At 62.5% G+C, this 17185-nt stretch carries 17 protein-coding genes; 7 read left to right on the top strand and 10 right to left on the bottom strand.

The genetic code is table 11. The annotated features are described in order from the left end of the window. Positions 1-7: 7 nt before the first annotated feature. A complete protein-coding gene (gene cpaB, locus AC19YY_RS09320; protein ID WP_169952000.1) occupies positions 8-955 on the bottom strand; it encodes a Flp pilus assembly protein CpaB in 948 nt (315 codons plus the stop codon). A gap of 326 nt (positions 956-1281) precedes the next feature. Here cpaB and AC19YY_RS09315 point away from each other — a divergent pair, with 326 nt between their 5' ends. From AC19YY_RS09315 to AC19YY_RS09305, 3 genes are read left to right on the top strand one after another with little or no spacing between them, the layout of a single operon-like run. Further along, a complete protein-coding gene (locus AC19YY_RS09315; protein ID WP_038445716.1) occupies positions 1282-1470 on the top strand; it encodes a Flp family type IVb pilin in 189 nt (62 codons plus the stop codon). A gap of 55 nt (positions 1471-1525) precedes the next feature. Beyond that, positions 1526-1918, top strand: a complete 393-nt coding sequence (locus AC19YY_RS09310) for a response regulator (RefSeq protein WP_169951998.1) — start codon at positions 1526-1528, stop codon at positions 1916-1918. Positions 1919-1962: 44 nt separating this feature from the next. Beyond that, entirely contained in the window at positions 1963-2151 is a 189-nt protein-coding gene (locus AC19YY_RS09305) for a Flp family type IVb pilin (protein WP_169951996.1), read from the top strand. 370 nt (positions 2152-2521) lie between these two features. Here AC19YY_RS09305 and AC19YY_RS09300 read toward each other — a convergent pair whose 3' ends face one another. The 4 genes from AC19YY_RS09300 to AC19YY_RS09285 all read right to left on the bottom strand — a co-directional run bounded on the left by AC19YY_RS09300 (position 2522) and on the right by AC19YY_RS09285 (position 8637). Further along, positions 2522-4204 carry a ShlB/FhaC/HecB family hemolysin secretion/activation protein gene (locus AC19YY_RS09300; RefSeq protein WP_170058647.1) on the bottom strand — a complete coding sequence of 561 codons (1683 nt, stop codon included), beginning with the start codon at positions 4202-4204 and terminating at the stop codon, positions 2522-2524. A gap of 168 nt (positions 4205-4372) precedes the next feature. After that, a complete protein-coding gene (locus AC19YY_RS09295; protein ID WP_500604094.1) occupies positions 4373-6121 on the bottom strand; it encodes a collagen-like triple helix repeat-containing protein in 1749 nt (582 codons plus the stop codon). Positions 6122-6433: 312 nt separating this feature from the next. Further along, the gene (locus tag AC19YY_RS09290) at positions 6434-7282 is read right to left on the bottom strand and encodes a MaoC family dehydratase (RefSeq protein ID WP_500604093.1); all 849 of its coding nucleotides are present in this window, start codon (positions 7280-7282) and stop codon (positions 6434-6436) included. Between the two features lie 2 nt (positions 7283-7284). Further along, positions 7285-8637, bottom strand: coding sequence for a 3-oxoacyl-ACP reductase (locus AC19YY_RS09285; protein WP_432754993.1), 1353 nt, complete (start codon positions 8635-8637; stop codon positions 7285-7287). A gap of 106 nt (positions 8638-8743) precedes the next feature. Here AC19YY_RS09285 and AC19YY_RS09280 point away from each other — a divergent pair, with 106 nt between their 5' ends. Together AC19YY_RS09280 and AC19YY_RS09275 are read left to right on the top strand one after the other, a co-directional pair. Further along, positions 8744-10021, top strand: coding sequence for an acetyl-CoA C-acetyltransferase (locus tag AC19YY_RS09280; RefSeq protein ID WP_500604092.1), 1278 nt, complete (start codon positions 8744-8746; stop codon positions 10019-10021). A 174-nt stretch (positions 10022-10195) separates the two neighbouring features. After that, complete coding sequence (locus tag AC19YY_RS09275; protein ID WP_076961462.1) at positions 10196-11092, top strand: PA4780 family RIO1-like protein kinase; 897 nt, start codon at positions 10196-10198, stop codon at positions 11090-11092. 54 nt (positions 11093-11146) lie between these two features. On the opposite strand, the gene cueR is transcribed toward AC19YY_RS09275, so the two are convergent. The 3 genes from cueR to AC19YY_RS09260 form a co-directional block, all read right to left on the bottom strand. Then, positions 11147-11548: a Cu(I)-responsive transcriptional regulator gene (cueR, locus tag AC19YY_RS09270; protein WP_169957133.1), complete on the bottom strand. Its 402-nt coding sequence runs from the start codon at positions 11546-11548 to the stop codon at positions 11147-11149. Beyond that, positions 11545-13746: a heavy metal translocating P-type ATPase gene (locus AC19YY_RS09265; protein ID WP_169957134.1), complete on the bottom strand. Its 2202-nt coding sequence runs from the start codon at positions 13744-13746 to the stop codon at positions 11545-11547. Before AC19YY_RS09265 ends, cueR begins: the two co-directional genes overlap by 4 nt. An 80-nt stretch (positions 13747-13826) precedes the next feature. Then, positions 13827-14207: a hypothetical protein gene (locus AC19YY_RS09260; protein WP_169957135.1), complete on the bottom strand. Its 381-nt coding sequence runs from the start codon at positions 14205-14207 to the stop codon at positions 13827-13829. A gap of 147 nt (positions 14208-14354) precedes the next feature. On the opposite strand from AC19YY_RS09260, the gene AC19YY_RS09255 reads away from it, so the two are divergent. Together AC19YY_RS09255 and AC19YY_RS09250 are read left to right on the top strand one after the other, a co-directional pair. Beyond that, on the top strand, positions 14355-14552 hold the full coding sequence (locus AC19YY_RS09255; RefSeq protein ID WP_169957137.1) for a heavy-metal-associated domain-containing protein: 198 nt from the start codon (positions 14355-14357) through the stop codon (positions 14550-14552). Between the two features lie 86 nt (positions 14553-14638). Further along, complete coding sequence (locus tag AC19YY_RS09250; RefSeq protein WP_169957139.1) at positions 14639-15832, top strand: multidrug effflux MFS transporter; 1194 nt, start codon at positions 14639-14641, stop codon at positions 15830-15832. Between the two features lie 8 nt (positions 15833-15840). Here AC19YY_RS09250 and AC19YY_RS09245 read toward each other — a convergent pair whose 3' ends face one another. Both AC19YY_RS09245 and AC19YY_RS09240 read right to left on the bottom strand, forming a co-directional pair. After that, positions 15841-16020 (bottom strand): hypothetical protein, encoded by a 180-nt coding sequence (locus AC19YY_RS09245; RefSeq protein ID WP_032859764.1) that lies wholly within the window; start codon positions 16018-16020, stop codon positions 15841-15843. A gap of 149 nt (positions 16021-16169) precedes the next feature. Continuing rightward, on the bottom strand, positions 16170-17183 hold the full coding sequence (locus AC19YY_RS09240; protein WP_169957140.1) for a zinc-binding alcohol dehydrogenase family protein: 1014 nt from the start codon (positions 17181-17183) through the stop codon (positions 16170-16172). Positions 17184-17185: the final 2 nt, after the last annotated feature.

The raw sequence follows: 17185 nt of genomic DNA, 5'->3' as shown, positions 1-17185 counted from the left end.
TCCTTGCTCAGGGATTTTGTTGGATCGCTTGGTTACCGCGTATGACCTCGATGCCGGAGCGCCGGGGTTCGTTGGCGCCTCCAGCCTGTGTGACTCTTTTCGGCGCACCGAGCATGGCCAGTTGAGTGAACTGGTACAGCTCGCGATTGGCGCTTTGCAGTTTGGCGAAGGCCTCGTTGTCCCCGGCCCAGTACTGGCTCAGCAATTGTTCATCGGCACTGCGTACCGCCAGGCGCAAGGCGCCGACGCTGGTGGCCAGCATCAAGCGGCTCATCAACTGTTCCGGCACTGCCAGCACTACGGTTCGCGGTGGGCTTGCCTGGCGTTGTGCCTGGCGGGCTTTTTCTTCATCGGTGGTGGGCGGCGCAACGGCGGGCTTGCCATCGTTGGTCGGGCCGAGGGTATCGCCGACACTGAGCAGGCGCAGGGCCGGCACGATGATCTGTGACGTGGGCTCGGGGTTGGTGCCTTCCGGGCGCAGGAACAGCAGCACATCCACAAAATCCCCGGGGCTCAACTGGCCAGCCGCACCGATGACCTCATCGACGGCCACCGCCAGGGCGCGTTCGTCAGGGCGGATCATGCGGGCCAGCGGGCCTCCGGCATTGAAGCTGGAATCATCCAGCCAGGTGCCGGCGCGCAGGGCTCTCAAGGGCGTGCGGCCGATGGCCTGGTCGAGGCTGGTCAAGCTGCCGGCCGGGGCGGTGCGCAGTTTTTCCAGGGTCAGGTCGGCGGCGGTCAGGGCGATATAGGGCGGCACGTCATGGGCCAGGACCACCACGGGTTGGCGGGTCTGGTCTTCGACGGCGGCGACGGTTTTTTCCACAGAAACGCCAGATGGCGCGGGCGTGGCTGCCGGCTCAGGCGGACGACTCAGTACCAGTCCCCAATAGCCTGCAAACAGCGCACCGATTAATAACAACCCGGCCAGGATCATGCTGACACGACTGTTCATGAAGGCTCTCCCTTTCCTGTTGCACCACGCGCCCGTTTTTCCCAACGAGTTGATTTCGCAACCAGGCAGCTATGAACATCTAACGATTTCGCTATTTGACGGTAGCCGAGCTAGGACAAAATGCCATTAGCGTCCGCGATTTATTTTGGAACCCTCGCGCAGCTCCTTAAAACACGGGTTCATGACGCCAAGGTTGTGACTACTACTTTCTGATTAATCCGTTCTTACAGTTGTTGATGTGGGGTTTGTTGACAATGCTCTAGTGGCACGCAGCAATCACCGTGCAGCACCGCGATCTGCGCAAGCAAGCGCAAAGGAGAAGTCATATGTTCCTTACCTTCATGATGAAGCTCTACGTCCAACTCCAACTGTTCTTTCATCGCAAAGAGGGCGCGACGGCGATTGAATACGTGATTCTTGTCGCGGTTATCGCGCTGGTCGTGCTGGCGGCCGGTAAATTGCTTGGGCCTCAGATCGCGGCCATGTTCGCTAAAGTCGGAGCCGCCTTGACCTGATTGGCAGCAGTGCCTTGAGCATGCCCATCAGTGATTGTCTTGGAAGGTATTGCTCATGAGCGCTGTTGTTGCGAGCCGCCAGCAGATCCTGTTGGTGGATGACGAAGAAGATGCCCTCGTCGAACTGGCCGAATCGCTGGGAGACGAGGGCTTTATTTGTTTTTGTGCCACCTCCGTCACAGATGCATTGCAGCAACTGACACTGCATCCTGATATCGCGCTGGTTATCACCGACTTGCGCATGCCCGAGGAAAGTGGCATCTCCCTGATCAAGCGCTTGCGTGAGCACACGTCACGCCAGCACCTGCCCGTTATTGTCATGTCCGGCCATGCCGAAATGGATGATGTCAGTGACATGCTGCGCTTGCAGGTCCTGGACCTGTTTCGCAAACCCATCTACCTGGTTCGGTTGATCGACACCCTTAACAATCTGTTCCCCCGGGCGTAGGGAACAGTTGGCCCGTGCATAGCGCCCTGCTGAGGAGATGCCCTATGTTGCTTGCCCTGCTGCTGAGGATGTATGCGTGGTCGATGCTGTTCTGGCGCCGCCGGGACGGTGCGACGGCTATCGAGTATGTGATTTTGATTGTGGTGATTGCGCTGGTGGTGCTGGCGGCGGGGAAGTTGCTGGGGCCGCAGATTGCGACGTTCTTTGGCAAGGTGGGGGATGCTCTGACCTGAGGGCATATCCGTTGCTGCGGTAACGGCGGCTATTGGTTCCGCCCTTACGGCGGGTCACTTTCGAAGAGCGCGAAAGTAACCAAAGCGCTTTTGCCCCACCACTCGGTGCCTCGCCTAGGCTCGGCATGCCCGCAGTCATGCATTGCTCCGTGGGCCCGCCGCGATCGGCCATCCATGGCCGTGTCGCAGCTACCCCGGCATCCATGCCGGGGTGCCCACTGCGCAATACCTGCCTGCGGCCAGCGTGGTTTGACGGGGCGCCTGAGATCAAGATCAAGATCAAAAGCAGAGCTACAGCGCAGAGCTGCATTTCCCTGTGGGAGCTGGCTTGTCGGGTCGCCGCATCGCCGCATCGCCGGCAAGCCGGCTCCTACAGCTGATAGCTAAAACTCAAGGTATACCGCGGCCGCCGGTTAAAACTGTCCAATGCCATATCCGACATCGGCTTGGCCGCCTCCAACGCAATGTTGTAGTACTTGGCATCGCCAAAGCGCACGCCAACGGCGGCGGATGACATGTCACTGTCCTTGACCGGCAGGTTGTTGAACCAGGCCTTGGCGCGGTCGAGCACGACGTAAGGCTGCACGATCCTTACCCAGTCGCCAGCGCGGTTGTAGCTGTAGTTCACCTCGTAGGCCACCCCCCAGCCCTTGTCGCCCGAACCCTGGTCATCCGGGTAGCCACGCCCGAAGTTCTGCCCACCGAACACCGCCCGTTCGCTGTCGGGCAGGGTGTCGTCGCTCCAGTACAGCGCCGCCGAGAGCACGCCTTGCCAGTTGTCGAAGAACTTGTCGCTCTGCACCCCGGACAGGCGCAGGCGGAAGAAGTCCAGGTCGGACTTTATGCCCTCGAAGTCACTGCGGGTTTTTGCGCCCAGGCCGTCGACGCCCTGGTACAGGCCGGCGCTGAGGATGCGCAGTTGGCGATTGTCGGCCTTGCGCCAATCCCCTTCAAAGGCCAGCGCGCGCAGGTCGGTTTCCACGTCAAAGCGTTGCGGGTAACCGACCAGTTGATAGCGAGTCTTGTCGTTCACCCCGTAGAAGCGAGTGCCGAGGGTCAGGGACTCGCTGGGCGAGGCGATCAGCGGGTGGCTCAGGCCGATGGAGAACCGGTCGTTTTCCCGGTGTGGCTTGAGCGAGAAGCCGCCGTCGAGGCGGATATGGGTGCTCGGGTCGCTGCGATAGCGCGCGCCATACAGGCTCAGTTGCGTGCCCTCGGCATTGATGAACTGGCTGTAGTCGAGCCGGTAGTAATGCTCTTTGTCGTCCCCCGGCGGGAACAGGCCGCTGAGGCTGACTTGTTCGCCCATTGAGGTGTGGGAATTGCTGGTACCGGCGATCAAGGCTTGCAGGCCCCCGCGGCTGTCGTCGGTCATGCTCATGCTGCTGGTGAACGGTTTGCGGCTGGCCTGGATATTCATGTGCGCGGCACCATCGGTGGTGCCCGGTGGCGGTACTTGCGCTTGCAGCGTCACGCCGGGAATCCGCCCCATCAAGGTGGTGTAGCGCTCGAAAGTCTTGCGGGTCAGCGGGCGTTCGGCCTGGAGCTTTTGCGCCAACTTGTCGACGTAGGCCGACACCGAACCAATGTCGCCTTGTACCTGGTAGTCCTTGATATAACCCTCGACCAACACCACGCGCACCAGGCCCTGTTCGAAGCGCTGGTCGGGCAGGAAGGCGTAGGACAACAGGTAGCCGTCCTGCTGATAGCGCCGGGTGATGCTGCGGGTCGCTTCGATCAGTTGGGCGAGGTTGGTTTCATGGCCAATCAACGGCTCGAAAACCTGGGCGACTTCCTGCAGCGGATACACCGTGCCGCCTTCGATCTGCAGCTTGCGGATGGTGACTTTGGTGTCCATCAGCAGCGGTTGCGCTTGTGCCGCCGGGGTCTCTGGTAGCTGGGTCTGCGGCGTCACGGGCCGGTAGGCGTCGGCCGGCAGGTTGGGGACGGGGAGGTTGCGGATGGTGTCGTTGCTGTTGAGGAAGCTGGGTAGGGTCTCGGCGTGGACGTAAGCGCTGAGGGTGAGCAATAACAACGGCGTCAAAACGCGCATAGGACACTCCATGGTCAAAACTGCAGCGGCATTTCGCAGGGTCCCGCCGGGTTCTTGGGCACGGTTCGGGAGTTCCAATAAAAAAGACGAGAGACCCATTGGAATCTCTCGTCTCAACCAAGCGTAGGCGCTGTAGGGGAGGCCGTCTAATGGCCAGGTGCAATTCTTCTATTTGCCGGTCAGCCCGTTGAGCAGGCCGCCTACGCCGGTGTTTGTGGTGGCCGAACCAGACGCCGTGGCGTTGGCGTTGGCATTGATGTTCAGACCGCCCAGCAGGCCCCCGCCGCTACCACTGGTGCCGCCGGTAACCAGGCCGCCCACCGAGGACACCACGCCCCCGACTGCGGTGACGGTCTGGCCCACGGTATTGGTGACCGGGTTGGCGTTGGCCGCGCTGATGTTGCCGCCCAGGCCGCTGACTGCGCCGCCCACTTGCGTCACCAGGCCGTTGACCGGTGCACCGATACCAGTGGAGGTGCCGATGTTTTGGGTCAGGCTGCTGACGCCCGAAGTCACAGGGTTGAGCGCTGCGCCCACATTGGTTGCCAGGCCTGCCACCGGTGCGGTTGCCGCCGTGTTGGCGACGCCGTTGCCACCGATCACTGTGCCGAGCGAGGCCACTGTGTTGCCCAGTGCGCCGCCTGCCACACCCCCCGCACTGACGGTGCCGTTGGTGTTGCCCGCATTCAGGCCGTTACCGACGTTGGCCACCAGGCCGCCCACCAGTTCAGGCAGACCGGATGCAGGGGCGCTGCCACTGCCGGTCCCGGCAGACGGTGCGACGTAACCACCGGCAGTGCCCGCTACTGCTCCGACACCGCCGAGCACGCTGCCCAAGGCACCAGTTACCGGGTTGCCAGCGCCACCCGCGCCTGCCACCTGGGTGCCGAGGCCGGTGACGGTAGAGCCGACTTTGTCCAGCAGGCCATTGACCGGGTTGCCCAGGCCGGTGGCTTTACCCAGGTTGCCGGTGGTGTTTTCCACCAGCGAGACCACAGGCACCAGCACTTTGCCGCCCAGGGTATTGGTGACCGACCCCAGTGGGCCGGTGGTGCTGGCGGTGCTCAAGGTATCGCCGAGCATGGTGACCGCCTGGCCAACCTTATCCACCAGGCCGCCGGCTGCCCCACCGACGCCGCCGGTAAGGCCGCCCACTACTGGGATACCGCCCAGGGTGGTCGACAGTGTTTTGCCAGTGTTCGAAACACCCGTGCCCAGGTCGGCGACGCCGTTGGCCACACCGGCCACGGTAACGCCCAGGGAGTTGCTGTTAGTGCCCAGGGAGCCCAGGCCAGTACCGACGCCGGTGCCTACGCTGCCCACGGCGGTGCCCACGCTGGACACCAGGCCGCCTGCGGCAGTGCCGACTACTGGAACGCCGCCAACAGTGGTGCCGATGCCACCGATAGCTGTACCGACATTGCCGAGGGTGCCGCCCAGGTTGGCTGCAATCTGGCCAGTGACCAGGGGGCTGGTGGTCGAGCCAGTGCCGCCACCAGTACCACCGCCGGTTCCGCCGCCAGTGCCGCCGCCAGTGCCACCACCGGTTCCGCCACCAGTGCCACCACCGGTTCCGCCACCAGTGCCGCCGCCAGTACCACCGCCGTCGCCACCGCCAGTGCCACCGCCGGTTCCGCCACCAGTGCCGCCGCCAGTACCACCACCGTCGCCGCCACCAGTGCCGCCGCCAGTACCACCACCGTCGCCACCGCCAGTGCCACCGCCGGTTCCGCCGCCAGTACCACCACCGTCACCACCACCCGTACCACCACCGCCGGTACCGGCGCCAGCATCCGGGGAGGAGGATGCAACGCTGCTCTTATGACCGCCACCACCACTGCTGCAGCCTCCCAGGCTCATCGCCAAGATAAGGGCCAATGCAGTACTTGCCTTCCACAACACGACTTGAGTTTTCATGATGAGTTCCTTAGCACCTGGTACAGCCTTTGTTGGTTTCGCAAGTTCGCCTGTTCTTTGGCAGGCAATACATGCGTCCGTTGTGGCTATAACAGTCTTCGGTACTCTTTCTCGCAACGCTCAACTTGGTATTAACGATTTATATACAGGCGCTGGTATGCATCTTGGTGATTAATACCAAGGGTATAGGGGGCGGTTTGTTGTTTGCGTCGATGTGTTATAAATCAACTACTTGAATAAGTTAGCGGGCTATCGTTAGCCCGCTATAACTTAGGTTGTATATATACAATTAATCAGCAAATTACCCCGGTTTCAGGCAATCGGCTGCCACTTGCCGAGCATGTGTTCTATATCGCTGCGGCCCTTGAATTGCAACTCACCGCTGGAGCCGGGGGCGCTGCTCAACAAGATGACCTCGCCAGGCAGGCGCACCGGTTTCTTGAACTCAACGTAGATCTCGATATTCGCCGTGGGCAGATGTTCATGCAGGGCCGCCACGGTGCGAGCCTTGTTCCACAGCCCATGGGCGATCGCCTGGGGGAAGCCGAACAGCTTGGCGGTCAGGGCGCTCAAGTGGATCGGGTTGTAGTCGCCGGATACCCGGGCATACCGCCGACCGATATCGGATGGCGCCTGCCAGCGGGTCAGTTCGCTGATCGAATTGGGCGCTGGCAGGGATTGCTCTGGCGCCTCGCCAGCGAGTTTCATCCCGCGACAGAGCATTCGGCTTTCACCTTCCCACAGCAGACCCAGGGAATCTTCGACGGTGGTGATCAGGTCAAAAGTCGCACCCTTGGCATGGGGTTGCAGGTTGCGCGTATGCACGCTGACCCGTACATCGCTGACCCCGCCCATGGGGCGAAACACGCGGATACGGTTACTCAAATGCACCAGCCCCAGCAGCGGGAAGGGGAATTCCCGTGCTGTCAGCAGTTGCAACTGCAGGCCGAACGCCAGGATGTGCGGATAAGTCGCCGGCAGCAGCGGGCTCTGGGCAAACCCGCAGACCTTGCGGTAGGCCGCGACCGCTTCGGGGTTGACCTGCACCCGGCAATGCAGGCCAAACGTGGGCAAGGTGGTGCCGGTGATCTTGCGCTTGAGCGCGGCGCGCCAATACAGCGGTGGCAGCGCCGGGCTGCTGGGTAATGTGTGCCACAGCATGGTTACGCTCCCAGCAGGCTTTGCCCGCATACGCGCAATGCCTGGCCACTGACGGCGCCTGACCCTGGCTGGCCCAGCCAGGCCACCGCCTCGGCAACATCCTGCGGCAAGCCACCCTGGCCCAGTGAACTCATGCGCCGCCCGGCTTCACGCAAGGCGAAAGGAATATGTGCAGTCATCTGGGTCTCGATAAAGCCTGGCGCCACTGCGTTGATGCTGATACCCCGTTGCGCCAGCAGCGGCGCCCAGGCCTGGGCCAGGCCAATCAACCCGGCCTTGCTCGCGGCGTAGTTGGTTTGCCCGCGATTGCCGGCAATGCCGCTGATGGACGCGAGCAAAACCACGCGGCCATTGTCGTGCAGGGTGCCGCTGTCGAGCAGGGCCTTGGTCAACACTTGCGGGGCGTTGAGGTTGACTGCCAGCACTGCGTCCCAGTATTCCGGGGTCATATTGGCCAGGGTCTTGTCGCGGGTGATCCCGGCGTTATGCACCACAATGTCGATGCCGTCCGGCAAGTGGTCGATCAGTTGCGTGGCGGCGTCATCGGCGCAGATATCCAGGGCAATGCCACGCCCGCCCAAGCGTGCGGCGAGGGCGTCGAGATCGGCCTTGGCTTGCGGCACATCCAGCAACACAATTTCGGCACCGTCGCGCGCCAGGGTTTCGGCAATCGACGCGCCGATGCCACGGGCAGCCCCGGTCACCAGGGCCTTGAGCCCGGCCAGCGGGCGCGTCCAGTCGTGCACCTGGGTTGTGCAGGCGTTCAGGCGCAGCACTTGGCCGCTGATATAGGCGCTTTTGGGTGAAAGGAAAAACCGTAGCGCACCTTCCAATTGCTCCTCGGCGCCTTCTGCGACATACAGCAGTTGCAGGGTGCCGCCGTTGCGCAGCTCCTTGGCCAGGGACCGGCTGAAACCTTCGAGGGCGCGCTGGGCGCTGGCGGCAAACGGTTCGTCGAGGCTTTCCGGGGCGCGGCCGAGAATCACCAGGTGCGCGCTGTGATCGAGATTTTTCAGCAGCGGCTGGAAGAATTCACGCAGTTGCTTGAGTTGGTCGGTGTGCTGCAAGTGGCTGGCATCGAACAGTACCGCCTTGAGCTTGGGGCCGTGCCCGGGGATCCACGGCGTGGCCTGCAGCGGCTCGGGCCCGTAGCTGTAGATGGCCTCGGTGAGTTTGTTGGCAAACCCCAGCACCTGGGCCGCGAGCGGGCCGCCGCCCAACAGCAGGGCGCCATCCACCGGGCGCAGGCGTCCGGCTTGCCAGCGCTCCAGGCGTACCGGGGACGGCAGGCCAATGGCCGAGACCAGGCGGTGGCCGAGGCTTGAGTTGGCGAAGTCGATATAACGGTCAGACATGGAACGCTCTCCGGCTGCTGGGGTTCAAAGGGTGGACCATCAATAGGTGACAGTCGTTCCTAGTCTAGGCTCAGGATTGCACCTACCACCTAACAGGGAGCTTTCCATGACTCAGTTGCGCCGTGTCGCGATCATTGGCGGTAATCGCATCCCCTTCGCCCGTTCCAATGGCCCCTACGCCACGGCGAGTAACCAGGCCATGCTGACCGCTGCCCTGGAAGGCTTGATCGAGCGCTACAACCTGCACGGCCTGCGCCTGGGCGAAGTGGCCGCAGGCGCGGTGCTCAAGCATTCGCGCGACTTCAACCTGACCCGCGAATGCGTGCTGGGCTCGCGCCTGTCGCCGCAAACCCCGGCCTATGACATTCAACAGGCCTGTGGCACCGGGCTGGAAGCGGCGTTGCTGGTGGCCAACAAAATTGCCCTGGGGCAGATCGAATGCGGGATTGCCGGCGGTGTCGACACCACCTCCGACGCGCCCATCGGGGTGAACGAGGGCCTGCGCAAGATCCTGCTGCAGGCCAACCGCAGCAAATCCATGGCGGATAAATTAAAAGTCCTGTTACAACTTCGCCCGCAACACCTCAAGCCGGAACTGCCGCGCAATGGCGAACCGCGTACGGGCCTGTCCATGGGCCAGCATTGCGAGTTGATGGCGCAGACTTGGCAGATACCCCGCGCCGAGCAGGACCAACTGGCCCTGGAAAGCCACCAGAAGATGGCCGCGTCCTACGCCGAAGGCTGGCATAACGATTTGCTCACGCCGTTCCTGGGACTGACCCGTGATAACAACCTGCGCCCAGACCTGACCCTGGAAAAACTCGCCAGCCTCAAACCGGCTTTTGAACGCAGCGCAAAGGGCACCCTGACCGCCGGCAACTCCACGCCACTGACCGATGGTGCATCCCTGGTGTTGTTGGGCAGCGAAGCCTGGGCCAAGGAGCGTGGCCTGCCGATCCTCGCCTACTTGCGCGATGGCGAAGCGGCGGCGGTGGATTTCGTCAATGGCGCCGAAGGGCTGTTGATGGCGCCGGTGTATGCCGTCCCACGCCTGTTGGCGAGAAATGGCCTGACCCTGCAGGATTTTGACTACTACGAAATCCATGAAGCCTTCGCTGCCCAAGTGTTGTGCACACTCAAGGCCTGGGAAGATGCCGATTACTGCAAGACCCACCTGGGCCTGGACGCACCGTTGGGCGCCATCGACCGCAGCCGGCTGAACGTCAAAGGTAGTTCCCTGGCCGCCGGGCACCCGTTTGCCGCTACCGGTGGGCGTATCGTCGCCAACCTGGCCAAGCTGCTGGACGCGGCCGGCAAGGGGCGCGGGCTGATTTCGATCTGCGCGGCGGGTGGCCAGGGCGTGACGGCGATCATTGAGCGCTGATCTCGGCTATCATCCGAACGCCTTGAGCAATAGCGGCTTTGTCGGATTAATCTGGCATATTGGATGCATTCTTTAGCAGATCAAGGCTCGTTACCCTCTCCCCGCTGTGCGAGGATTGCCGTATAACGAGTGCCATACGCGTGTTTGGTAATAAAGGACCCACAATAAAAGCTGATGAAGACTCCTAAACGCATTGAACCCCTGATCGAGGACGGTCTGGTCGACGAAGTGCTGCGCCCACTCATGAGTGGTAAAGAAGCAGCTGTTTATGTGGTGCGCTGCGGCAACGAGTTACGTTGCGCCAAGGTCTACAAGGAGGCGAATAAACGAAGTTTTCGTCAGGCGGCCGAATACCAGGAAGGCCGCAAGGTCCGCAACAGCCGGCAGGCCCGGGCGATGGCCAAGGGCTCCAAGTTCGGCAAGAAAGAAACCGAAGACGCGTGGCAAAACGCCGAAGTGGCGGCCTTGTTCCGCCTGGCCGGTGCCGGTGTGCGTGTGCCCCAGCCCTACGACTTCCTCGAAGGCGTATTGCTGATGGAACTGGTGGCCGATGAATACGGTGATGCGGCGCCACGCCTGAACGACGTGGTCCTGGAGCCGGATCAGGCCCGTGAATATCACGCATTCCTGATCTCGCAGATCGTGTTGATGCTGTGTACCGGCCTGGTGCACGGTGACTTGTCCGAGTTCAACGTACTGTTGACGCCGACGGGGCCGGTAATCATCGACCTGCCGCAGGCGGTGGACGCGGCGGGTAACAACCACGCATTCACCATGCTCGAGCGGGACGTGGGCAACATGGCTTCGTATTTCGGGCGCTTTGCCCCGGAATTGAAGGCTACCAAGTACGCCAAGGAAATGTGGGCGCTGTACGAAGCCGGCACCTTGCACCCGGCCAGCGTATTGACCGGCGAGTTCGACGAACCGGAAGAGTTGGCGGATGTGGGCGGCGTGATGCGCGAGATCGAAGCGGCACGCCTCGACGAAGAGCGGCGCCAGGCGATCCGCGCAGCGGACGATGCGCCACCGGGCAAACCGGCGGAGGAACCGCCGCCGCCGTGGATGCAGTGATCTGACAACAAAAAATCCGGCCCAGGCCGGATTTTTTGTACCCCCGCTCCTTACTCAGTTACAGCAACTGCCCGACGCCAACTTCTTGAGGATCGGGCAATCGGGCCGGTGATCGCCCTGGCAGTTCTCCATCAGGTCCTGCAAGGTATCGCGCAACTGCCCCAGCTCGCGGATCTTGTGGTTCAGCTCATCGATATGCTGGCGAGCCAACGCCTTGACGTCGGCACTGGCGCGCTGCCGGTCTTGCCACAATTCCAGCAGCTTGCCGACTTCCTCCAGGGAAAACCCCAGGTCCCGCGAGCGCTTGATAAAGGCCAGGGTATGCAGGTCCTCGTGGTCGTACAGGCGATAGCCGCTGTCGCTGCGATGGGCCGGCTTGAGCAGGTTGATGGATTCGTAATAGCGAATCATCTTGGCGCTCAAGCCGCTTTGCCGGGCTGCTAGGCCGATGTTCATTGGCGGTGATCCTCCAGATCCTTGGGTTTCCAGGTTTTCAACAGCAGCGCATTGCTGACTACGCTCACGCTGGACAGGGCCATGGCGGCACCGGCCAATACTGGGTTGAGCAGGCCGAACACGGCCAGCGGAATGCCGATCAAGTTATACACAAAGGCCCAGAATAGATTCTGCCGGATTTTTGCGTAGGTCTTGCGGCTGATTTCCAGCGCTGCGGGCACCAGGCGCGGATCACCGCGCATCAGGGTGATACCGGCCGCGTGCATCGCCACGTCGGTGCCGCCGCCCATGGCGATGCCGATATCCGCAGCGGCCAGGGCCGGGGCGTCGTTGATGCCGTCGCCGACCATGGCCACTACCCCGGTCTTTTTCAGCTCGGCGACGGTGGCGGCCTTGTCGGCAGGCAACACTTCGGCGTGCACATCGTCGATGCCCAGCGCTTGTGCCACCACGCGGGCGCTGCCGCGGTTGTCGCCGGTCAGCAAGTGGCTGCTGATATTGCGCGCCTTGAGCTGCTGCACGGCTTGCAGGGCACCTTCCTTGAGGGTATCGCCAAAGGCAAACAGGCCCAGTACCCGCAGCTGTGGGCTTTGCTCGATCAGCCAGGACAAGGTGCGGCCCTCGGCCTCCCAGGCGCTGGCGTTGGCGGCCAGGTCCCCCGGCTTCAAGCCGGTCTCATCGAGCATGCGCCGATTGCCCAGGGCCAGTTGCCGGCCGTCCAGAGTGCCGGCAATGCCGCGCCCGGTCAGGGATTGGCTGGCGCTGACATCGGCAACCGGCAGGCCTTGATCGTTACACGCGTCCAGTACTGCCTTGGCCAATGGGTGTTCACTGCCGCGTTGCAGGGCGCCGGCCTGTTGCAGCAGCAACGCCTCATTGCCATCTACCGCATGCAGGTGGGCGATTTTCGGCGCGCCGGAGGTGAGGGTGCCGGTTTTGTCGAACACCACCGCGCTGACTTCGTGGGCGCGCTCCAGGGCTTCGGCATCCTTGATCAGAATCCCGTGACGGGCCGCAACGCCGGTGCCGGCCATGATCGCAGTCGGCGTCGCCAGGCCCAATGCGCACGGGCAGGCAATCACCAGTACCGCGACCGCGTTGATCAATGCGGTTTCCAGCGGCGCACCGTACAACCACCAACCAATCAGGGTGGCGAGGGCGATCACCAACACGGTCGGCACAAATACCTGACTGACTTTATCCACCAGTTTCTGGATCGGCGCCTTGGCGGCCTGGGCGTCTTCGACCAGGCGAATGATGCGCGCCAGCACGCTTTCGGCGCCGAGGGCCAGGGTGCGTACCAGCAAACGGCCTTCACCGTTGATCGCACCGCCGGTGACTTTATCCCCAGGCTGTTTCGGTACCGGCAGGCTTTCACCGGTGATCAAGGCTTCGTCCGCATGGCTTTGGCCTTCGACCACTTCGCCATCCACCGGGAAACGCTCGCCGGGCTTGACCAGTACCAAGTCGTTGAGGCGCAGCGCGCTGATGGCGACATCTTGCTCGCGGCCATCAATCACTTGGATCGCCCGCTCCGGCCGCAAGGCCTCCAGGGCCCGGATGGCGCTGGCGGTCTGGCGTTTGGCGCGGCTTTCCAGGTATTTGCCGAGCAGCACCAGGGCGATCACCACCGCCGAGGCTTCGAAGTACAGGTGCGGTTCCACCCCAGCCGGGGCGATGAGCCATTGATAGATACTCAGGCCATACCCGGCGCTGGTGCCGATGGCGACCAGCAGGTCCATGTTGCCTGCACCGGCGCGCACGGCTTTCCAGGCGGCGACATAGAAGCGCGCACCAAAGATGAACTGCACCGGTGTGGCGAGAAGGAACTGGATCCAGGCCGGGAGCATCCAGTGCAGGCCGAAGGGCTGCACCAGCATCGGCAACACCAGTGGCAACGCCAACACAATGGCCATCACCAGTGACCAGCGTTCGCGTTTCAGGCGCTGTTCCTGGCTGGCTTGGGTGGCGGTTTCGCTCTGCGGCAAGGTGGCGGTATAGCCGGCCTTTTCCACGGCGGCGATCAGTACGGCGGCGTCCATCTGGCCCGCCACCTCGACGTGGGCTCGTTCATTGGCCAGGTTGACGCTGACGCTTTGCACGCCGGGCACCTTGTTCAGGGCGCGTTCGACCCGCCCGACGCAACTGGCGCAGGTCATGCCGCTGATCGGCAGGTCGAAGGTGGTGGATCCATTCATGGGGCAGTCCTCCAGGAGTAGTTGCCTGTAGGATCAACCTTAACCTTAGGGGAAGGTCAAGCTCCATTATCCCGCGTGGTTCAATAGCCCAGTTTTGCAGGCTTTAGGTACATGCCGTCTGCGCCTTGGGCAATGCGCAGCTTGCGCACGTCGCCAGCTTTCAACTCGATGGTTTGTGCCTTGGGCGCCAACAGTCCCGGCAGGCAGCCAGGCGCCTGGCCCGGCAACAGTTTGAGACGCAGCGAGACCCGGCCTGCGGGGAAGTTGAACGAGGTGGCCTGCTCCTGGAACAGCCGGCCGGCCAGTTGATCATTGACGTACAGGCCAATCTCGCAATTGGTGGGCACTTCCAGGCGTTCCCTGGAAATGATCAGCACCCCATAGTCCTCGGCGGCGCTGGCCTGGGGGACAGTGGCGAACAGGCTGAGCAGGCTCACAAGGCCAAAAAACGACCAGCGCATGGTGAATTCTCCGGGTTTCAAATCGTGGATGGTTGCAGCTTGGCCGACGCCGCCAGGGAATGCCAGCCCGGCAGTTGTTTTCAGCGCTTGACCTTGCCATCGTGGCAAGGATGAAACTGGGCGAAACCTCACTCAAGGAGTCATGTCATGCAAATATTCAGCGTTGAAGGAATGACCTGCGGCCATTGCGTTCGGGCCGTGACCCAAGCAGTACAATCCAGAGATCCGGCCGCTAGCGTGAATGTAGATCTGAAAGCCAAGGAAGTCGGCGTGGTAAGTCGCTTGTCGCCGGAAGAGGTGATCAGCCTGATCACCGAAGAAGGCTACAACGCCAGGCTCGCCTGATTATTTAATAGGTAGCGAGCTAACGTAATGTTCAAGGCACCCAAGCGCGGCTAGACTGTCGGGCTGCCGACTCTTCCGGGTGCCTGATGAACCTTCGCATAATCCTTATTCTGGGGGCCTTGAGCGCATTTGCGCCGCTGGCCATCGACTTTTATCTACCGGGCTTCCCGGCCATGGCCGTGGCGTTCGGTACCGACGAAAAACATATCCAGCTGACCCTGGCGGTGTACTTCACCGGCCTGGCGATCGGCCAGTTGATCTATGGGCCGCTGGCGGATCGTTTTGGCCGGCGTATCCCGCTGTTGAGCGGCGTCACCCTGTTCACCGTGGCCTCCTTGGCGTGCGCCTATGCGCCGTCCCTGGAGTGGCTGATCGGTGCGCGTTTCGTCCAGGCCCTGGGCGGGTGTGCGGGCATGGTGATTTCCCGGGCGGTGGTCAGCGACAAGTGCGACGCGGTGGGCTCGGCCAAGGTCTTTTCGCAGTTGATGCTGGTGGTCGGGTTGGCACCGATCCTGGCACCGATGCTCGGTGGGGTAATGGTCAGCTTGTGGGGCTGGCAGTCGATTTTCCTCGCTCTGACGGTATTTAGCGTCGGCGCCGGGGTGGCGGTGGCTGTCGGTTTGCCGGAGAGCTTTCCGGCTCATCAGCCTCGGCAGCCATTGTCCGGGGCGTTGCGCCAGTACGGGCGCCTGCTGGCCGACCGGGTGTACCTGGGCTATGCCGTGACCGGTGGCATCGCGATTGGCGGGATGTTTGCCTACATCGCGGGTTCGCCTTTCGTGTTTATCAAGCTCTACGGCGTGCCGGCCGAGCACTATGGCTGGCTGTTTGGCACCAATGCCGCGGGTTTTATCCTGGTGGCCCAGGTCAACGCGCGGCTGCTGGCCAAGCGCGGCCCGGCGTTTCTGCTGACCCGCACGGTGTGGGTGTACCTCGCGGCGGCGCTGGCGTTGCTGGCGGTCAGTGCTCTGCATACCCAGGCATTGTGGCCGCTGCTGGTGCCGCTGTTCCTGTGTATCGCCAGCCTGGGTTGCATCATGCCCAATACCTCGGCGTGCGCGATGAACGGCCAGGGCGCGCGGGCCGGTAGCGCATCGGCCCTTTTGGGTTGCATTCAGTTTGGGGTGGCAGCGGGGGCGGCATCGTTGGTCGGCGCATTGCACGACGGCACGGCCATGCCGATGTCGATCGTCATCAGCCTGTGCGGGGTGTTGGCGGTAGTGGTGGCCATGTTGACCCAGCGCCTGCAACGGCAGCGAGCCTTGCAAGCGCAGGTCTGACGGCGTTTTCAGCCAGTAGCGCGCTGCTGGCTTTCGGGAAAGCGGTGGGGTGCCTGGATCCGGTTTTGCAGGGTATTGGCGAAGGCGCGGGCCTCGGCTTCACTGCGGAAGGTAAAGGCATCGTGGTCCAGGCGAACCTGCCATTTGTTGCCTTGGGATTTTGCTAACGCTTTTATCAGGATCTTCATTGCTGACTTCCTCACGTAAAAGATTGCGTGGCAAAGGCGGCCAATATAAACCCGAATACGCTCACAAATATGACAAGGATCAAGTGTCTGACTAGCGGTGCCGTCCGTTACCTACAACGATAGCGGACGACACTGACAGAGCCCGCGTCTTAGAAGCCTTCCAGCACAATCTTGCCCTTGGCCTTGCCGCTTTCCAGCAACCCATGGGCGCGGCGCAGGTTTTCTGCGTTGATCACGCCGAAGTGTTCGCCCACCGTGGTTTTCAGGGTGCCGGCGTCGATCAGCTCGGCCACGCGGTTGAGCAGGTTGTGTTGCTCGATCATGTCGGCAGTCTCGAACATCGACCGGGTGTACATGAACTCCCAATGCAGCGACAGGCTCTTGCGCTTGAGCTTGAGCACGTCCAGCGACTTGGGATCATCGATCAATGCCAGTTTGCCCTGGGGCACAAGGGCTTCGACCAACTGGTCCAGATGCTGGTCGGTCTGGGTCAGGCTGGCGACGTGGGTCACCTGCGGGTGGCCTGCGCGCTTGAGTTCTTCGCTCAGGGGCTGGCTGTGATCGACCACCAGGTCGGCCCCCAGGTCCTTGGCCCAGGCCTGGGTTTGCGGGCGCGAGGCGCTGCCAATGACCTTGAGCGCGGTGAGTTGCGCCGCCAGTTGGGTGAGGATCGACCCCACGCCACCGGCAGCGCCGACAATCAGCAGGCTCTGGCCTTGATCGGTCTTGCCTTCAGGGACTTGCAGGCGTTCGAACAGCAGTTCCCAGGCGGTGATAGCGGTCAGCGGCAGGGCAGCGGCTTCGGCAAAACCCAGGCTCTTGGGCATATGGCCGACGATGCGCTCATCCACGGTGTGCAGCTCGCTGTTGCCGCCCGGGCGTGTCAGGGAGCCGGCGTAGAACACCTTGTCGCCGGCCTTGAACAGTGTCACTTCGCTGCCGACGGCCTTGACCACGCCCGCAACGTCCCAGCCCAACACCTTGGCCGCGCCGTTTTCCGGGGCGACGTTCTGGCGGATCTTGGTGTCCACCGGGTTGACCGAGATGGCTTTGACTTCTACCAGCAGGTCGCGCGGGCCGGCCACCGGCTCAGGCAATTGGATATCTTGCAGGGACTTGGGGTCGTTGATTGGCAATGCGGCGTAGTAGGCGATGGCTTTCATGA

The organism is Pseudomonas sp. MF09156, assembly GCF_059862305.1.
This window is presented reverse-complemented; position numbering and strand designations above follow the sequence as displayed.

Excerpts from the sequence above, each read along its gene's own strand:
- cpaB (WP_169952000.1), bottom strand. The coding sequence starts at position 955 with ATGAACAGTCGTGTCAGCATGATCCTGGCCGGGTTGTTATTAATCGGT.
- AC19YY_RS09315 (WP_038445716.1), top strand. The coding sequence starts at position 1,282 with ATGTTCCTTACCTTCATGATGAAGCTCTACGTCCAACTCCAACTGTTC.
- AC19YY_RS09310 (WP_169951998.1), top strand. The coding sequence starts at position 1,526 with ATGAGCGCTGTTGTTGCGAGCCGCCAGCAGATCCTGTTGGTGGATGAC.
- AC19YY_RS09305 (WP_169951996.1), top strand. The coding sequence starts at position 1,963 with ATGTTGCTTGCCCTGCTGCTGAGGATGTATGCGTGGTCGATGCTGTTC.
- AC19YY_RS09300 (WP_170058647.1), bottom strand. The coding sequence starts at position 4,204 with ATGCGCGTTTTGACGCCGTTGTTATTGCTCACCCTCAGCGCTTACGTC.
- AC19YY_RS09295 (WP_500604094.1), bottom strand. The coding sequence starts at position 6,121 with ATGAAAACTCAAGTCGTGTTGTGGAAGGCAAGTACTGCATTGGCCCTT.
- AC19YY_RS09290 (WP_500604093.1), bottom strand. The coding sequence starts at position 7,282 with ATGCTGTGGCACACATTACCCAGCAGCCCGGCGCTGCCACCGCTGTAT.
- AC19YY_RS09285 (WP_432754993.1), bottom strand. The coding sequence starts at position 8,637 with ATGTCTGACCGTTATATCGACTTCGCCAACTCAAGCCTCGGCCACCGC.
- AC19YY_RS09280 (WP_500604092.1), top strand. The coding sequence starts at position 8,744 with ATGACTCAGTTGCGCCGTGTCGCGATCATTGGCGGTAATCGCATCCCC.
- AC19YY_RS09275 (WP_076961462.1), top strand. The coding sequence starts at position 10,196 with ATGAAGACTCCTAAACGCATTGAACCCCTGATCGAGGACGGTCTGGTC.
- cueR (WP_169957133.1), bottom strand. The coding sequence starts at position 11,548 with ATGAACATCGGCCTAGCAGCCCGGCAAAGCGGCTTGAGCGCCAAGATG.
- AC19YY_RS09265 (WP_169957134.1), bottom strand. The coding sequence starts at position 13,746 with ATGAATGGATCCACCACCTTCGACCTGCCGATCAGCGGCATGACCTGC.
- AC19YY_RS09260 (WP_169957135.1), bottom strand. The coding sequence starts at position 14,207 with ATGCGCTGGTCGTTTTTTGGCCTTGTGAGCCTGCTCAGCCTGTTCGCC.
- AC19YY_RS09255 (WP_169957137.1), top strand. The coding sequence starts at position 14,355 with ATGCAAATATTCAGCGTTGAAGGAATGACCTGCGGCCATTGCGTTCGG.
- AC19YY_RS09250 (WP_169957139.1), top strand. The coding sequence starts at position 14,639 with ATGAACCTTCGCATAATCCTTATTCTGGGGGCCTTGAGCGCATTTGCG.
- AC19YY_RS09245 (WP_032859764.1), bottom strand. The coding sequence starts at position 16,020 with ATGAAGATCCTGATAAAAGCGTTAGCAAAATCCCAAGGCAACAAATGG.
- AC19YY_RS09240 (WP_169957140.1), bottom strand. The coding sequence starts at position 17,183 with ATGAAAGCCATCGCCTACTACGCCGCATTGCCAATCAACGACCCCAAG.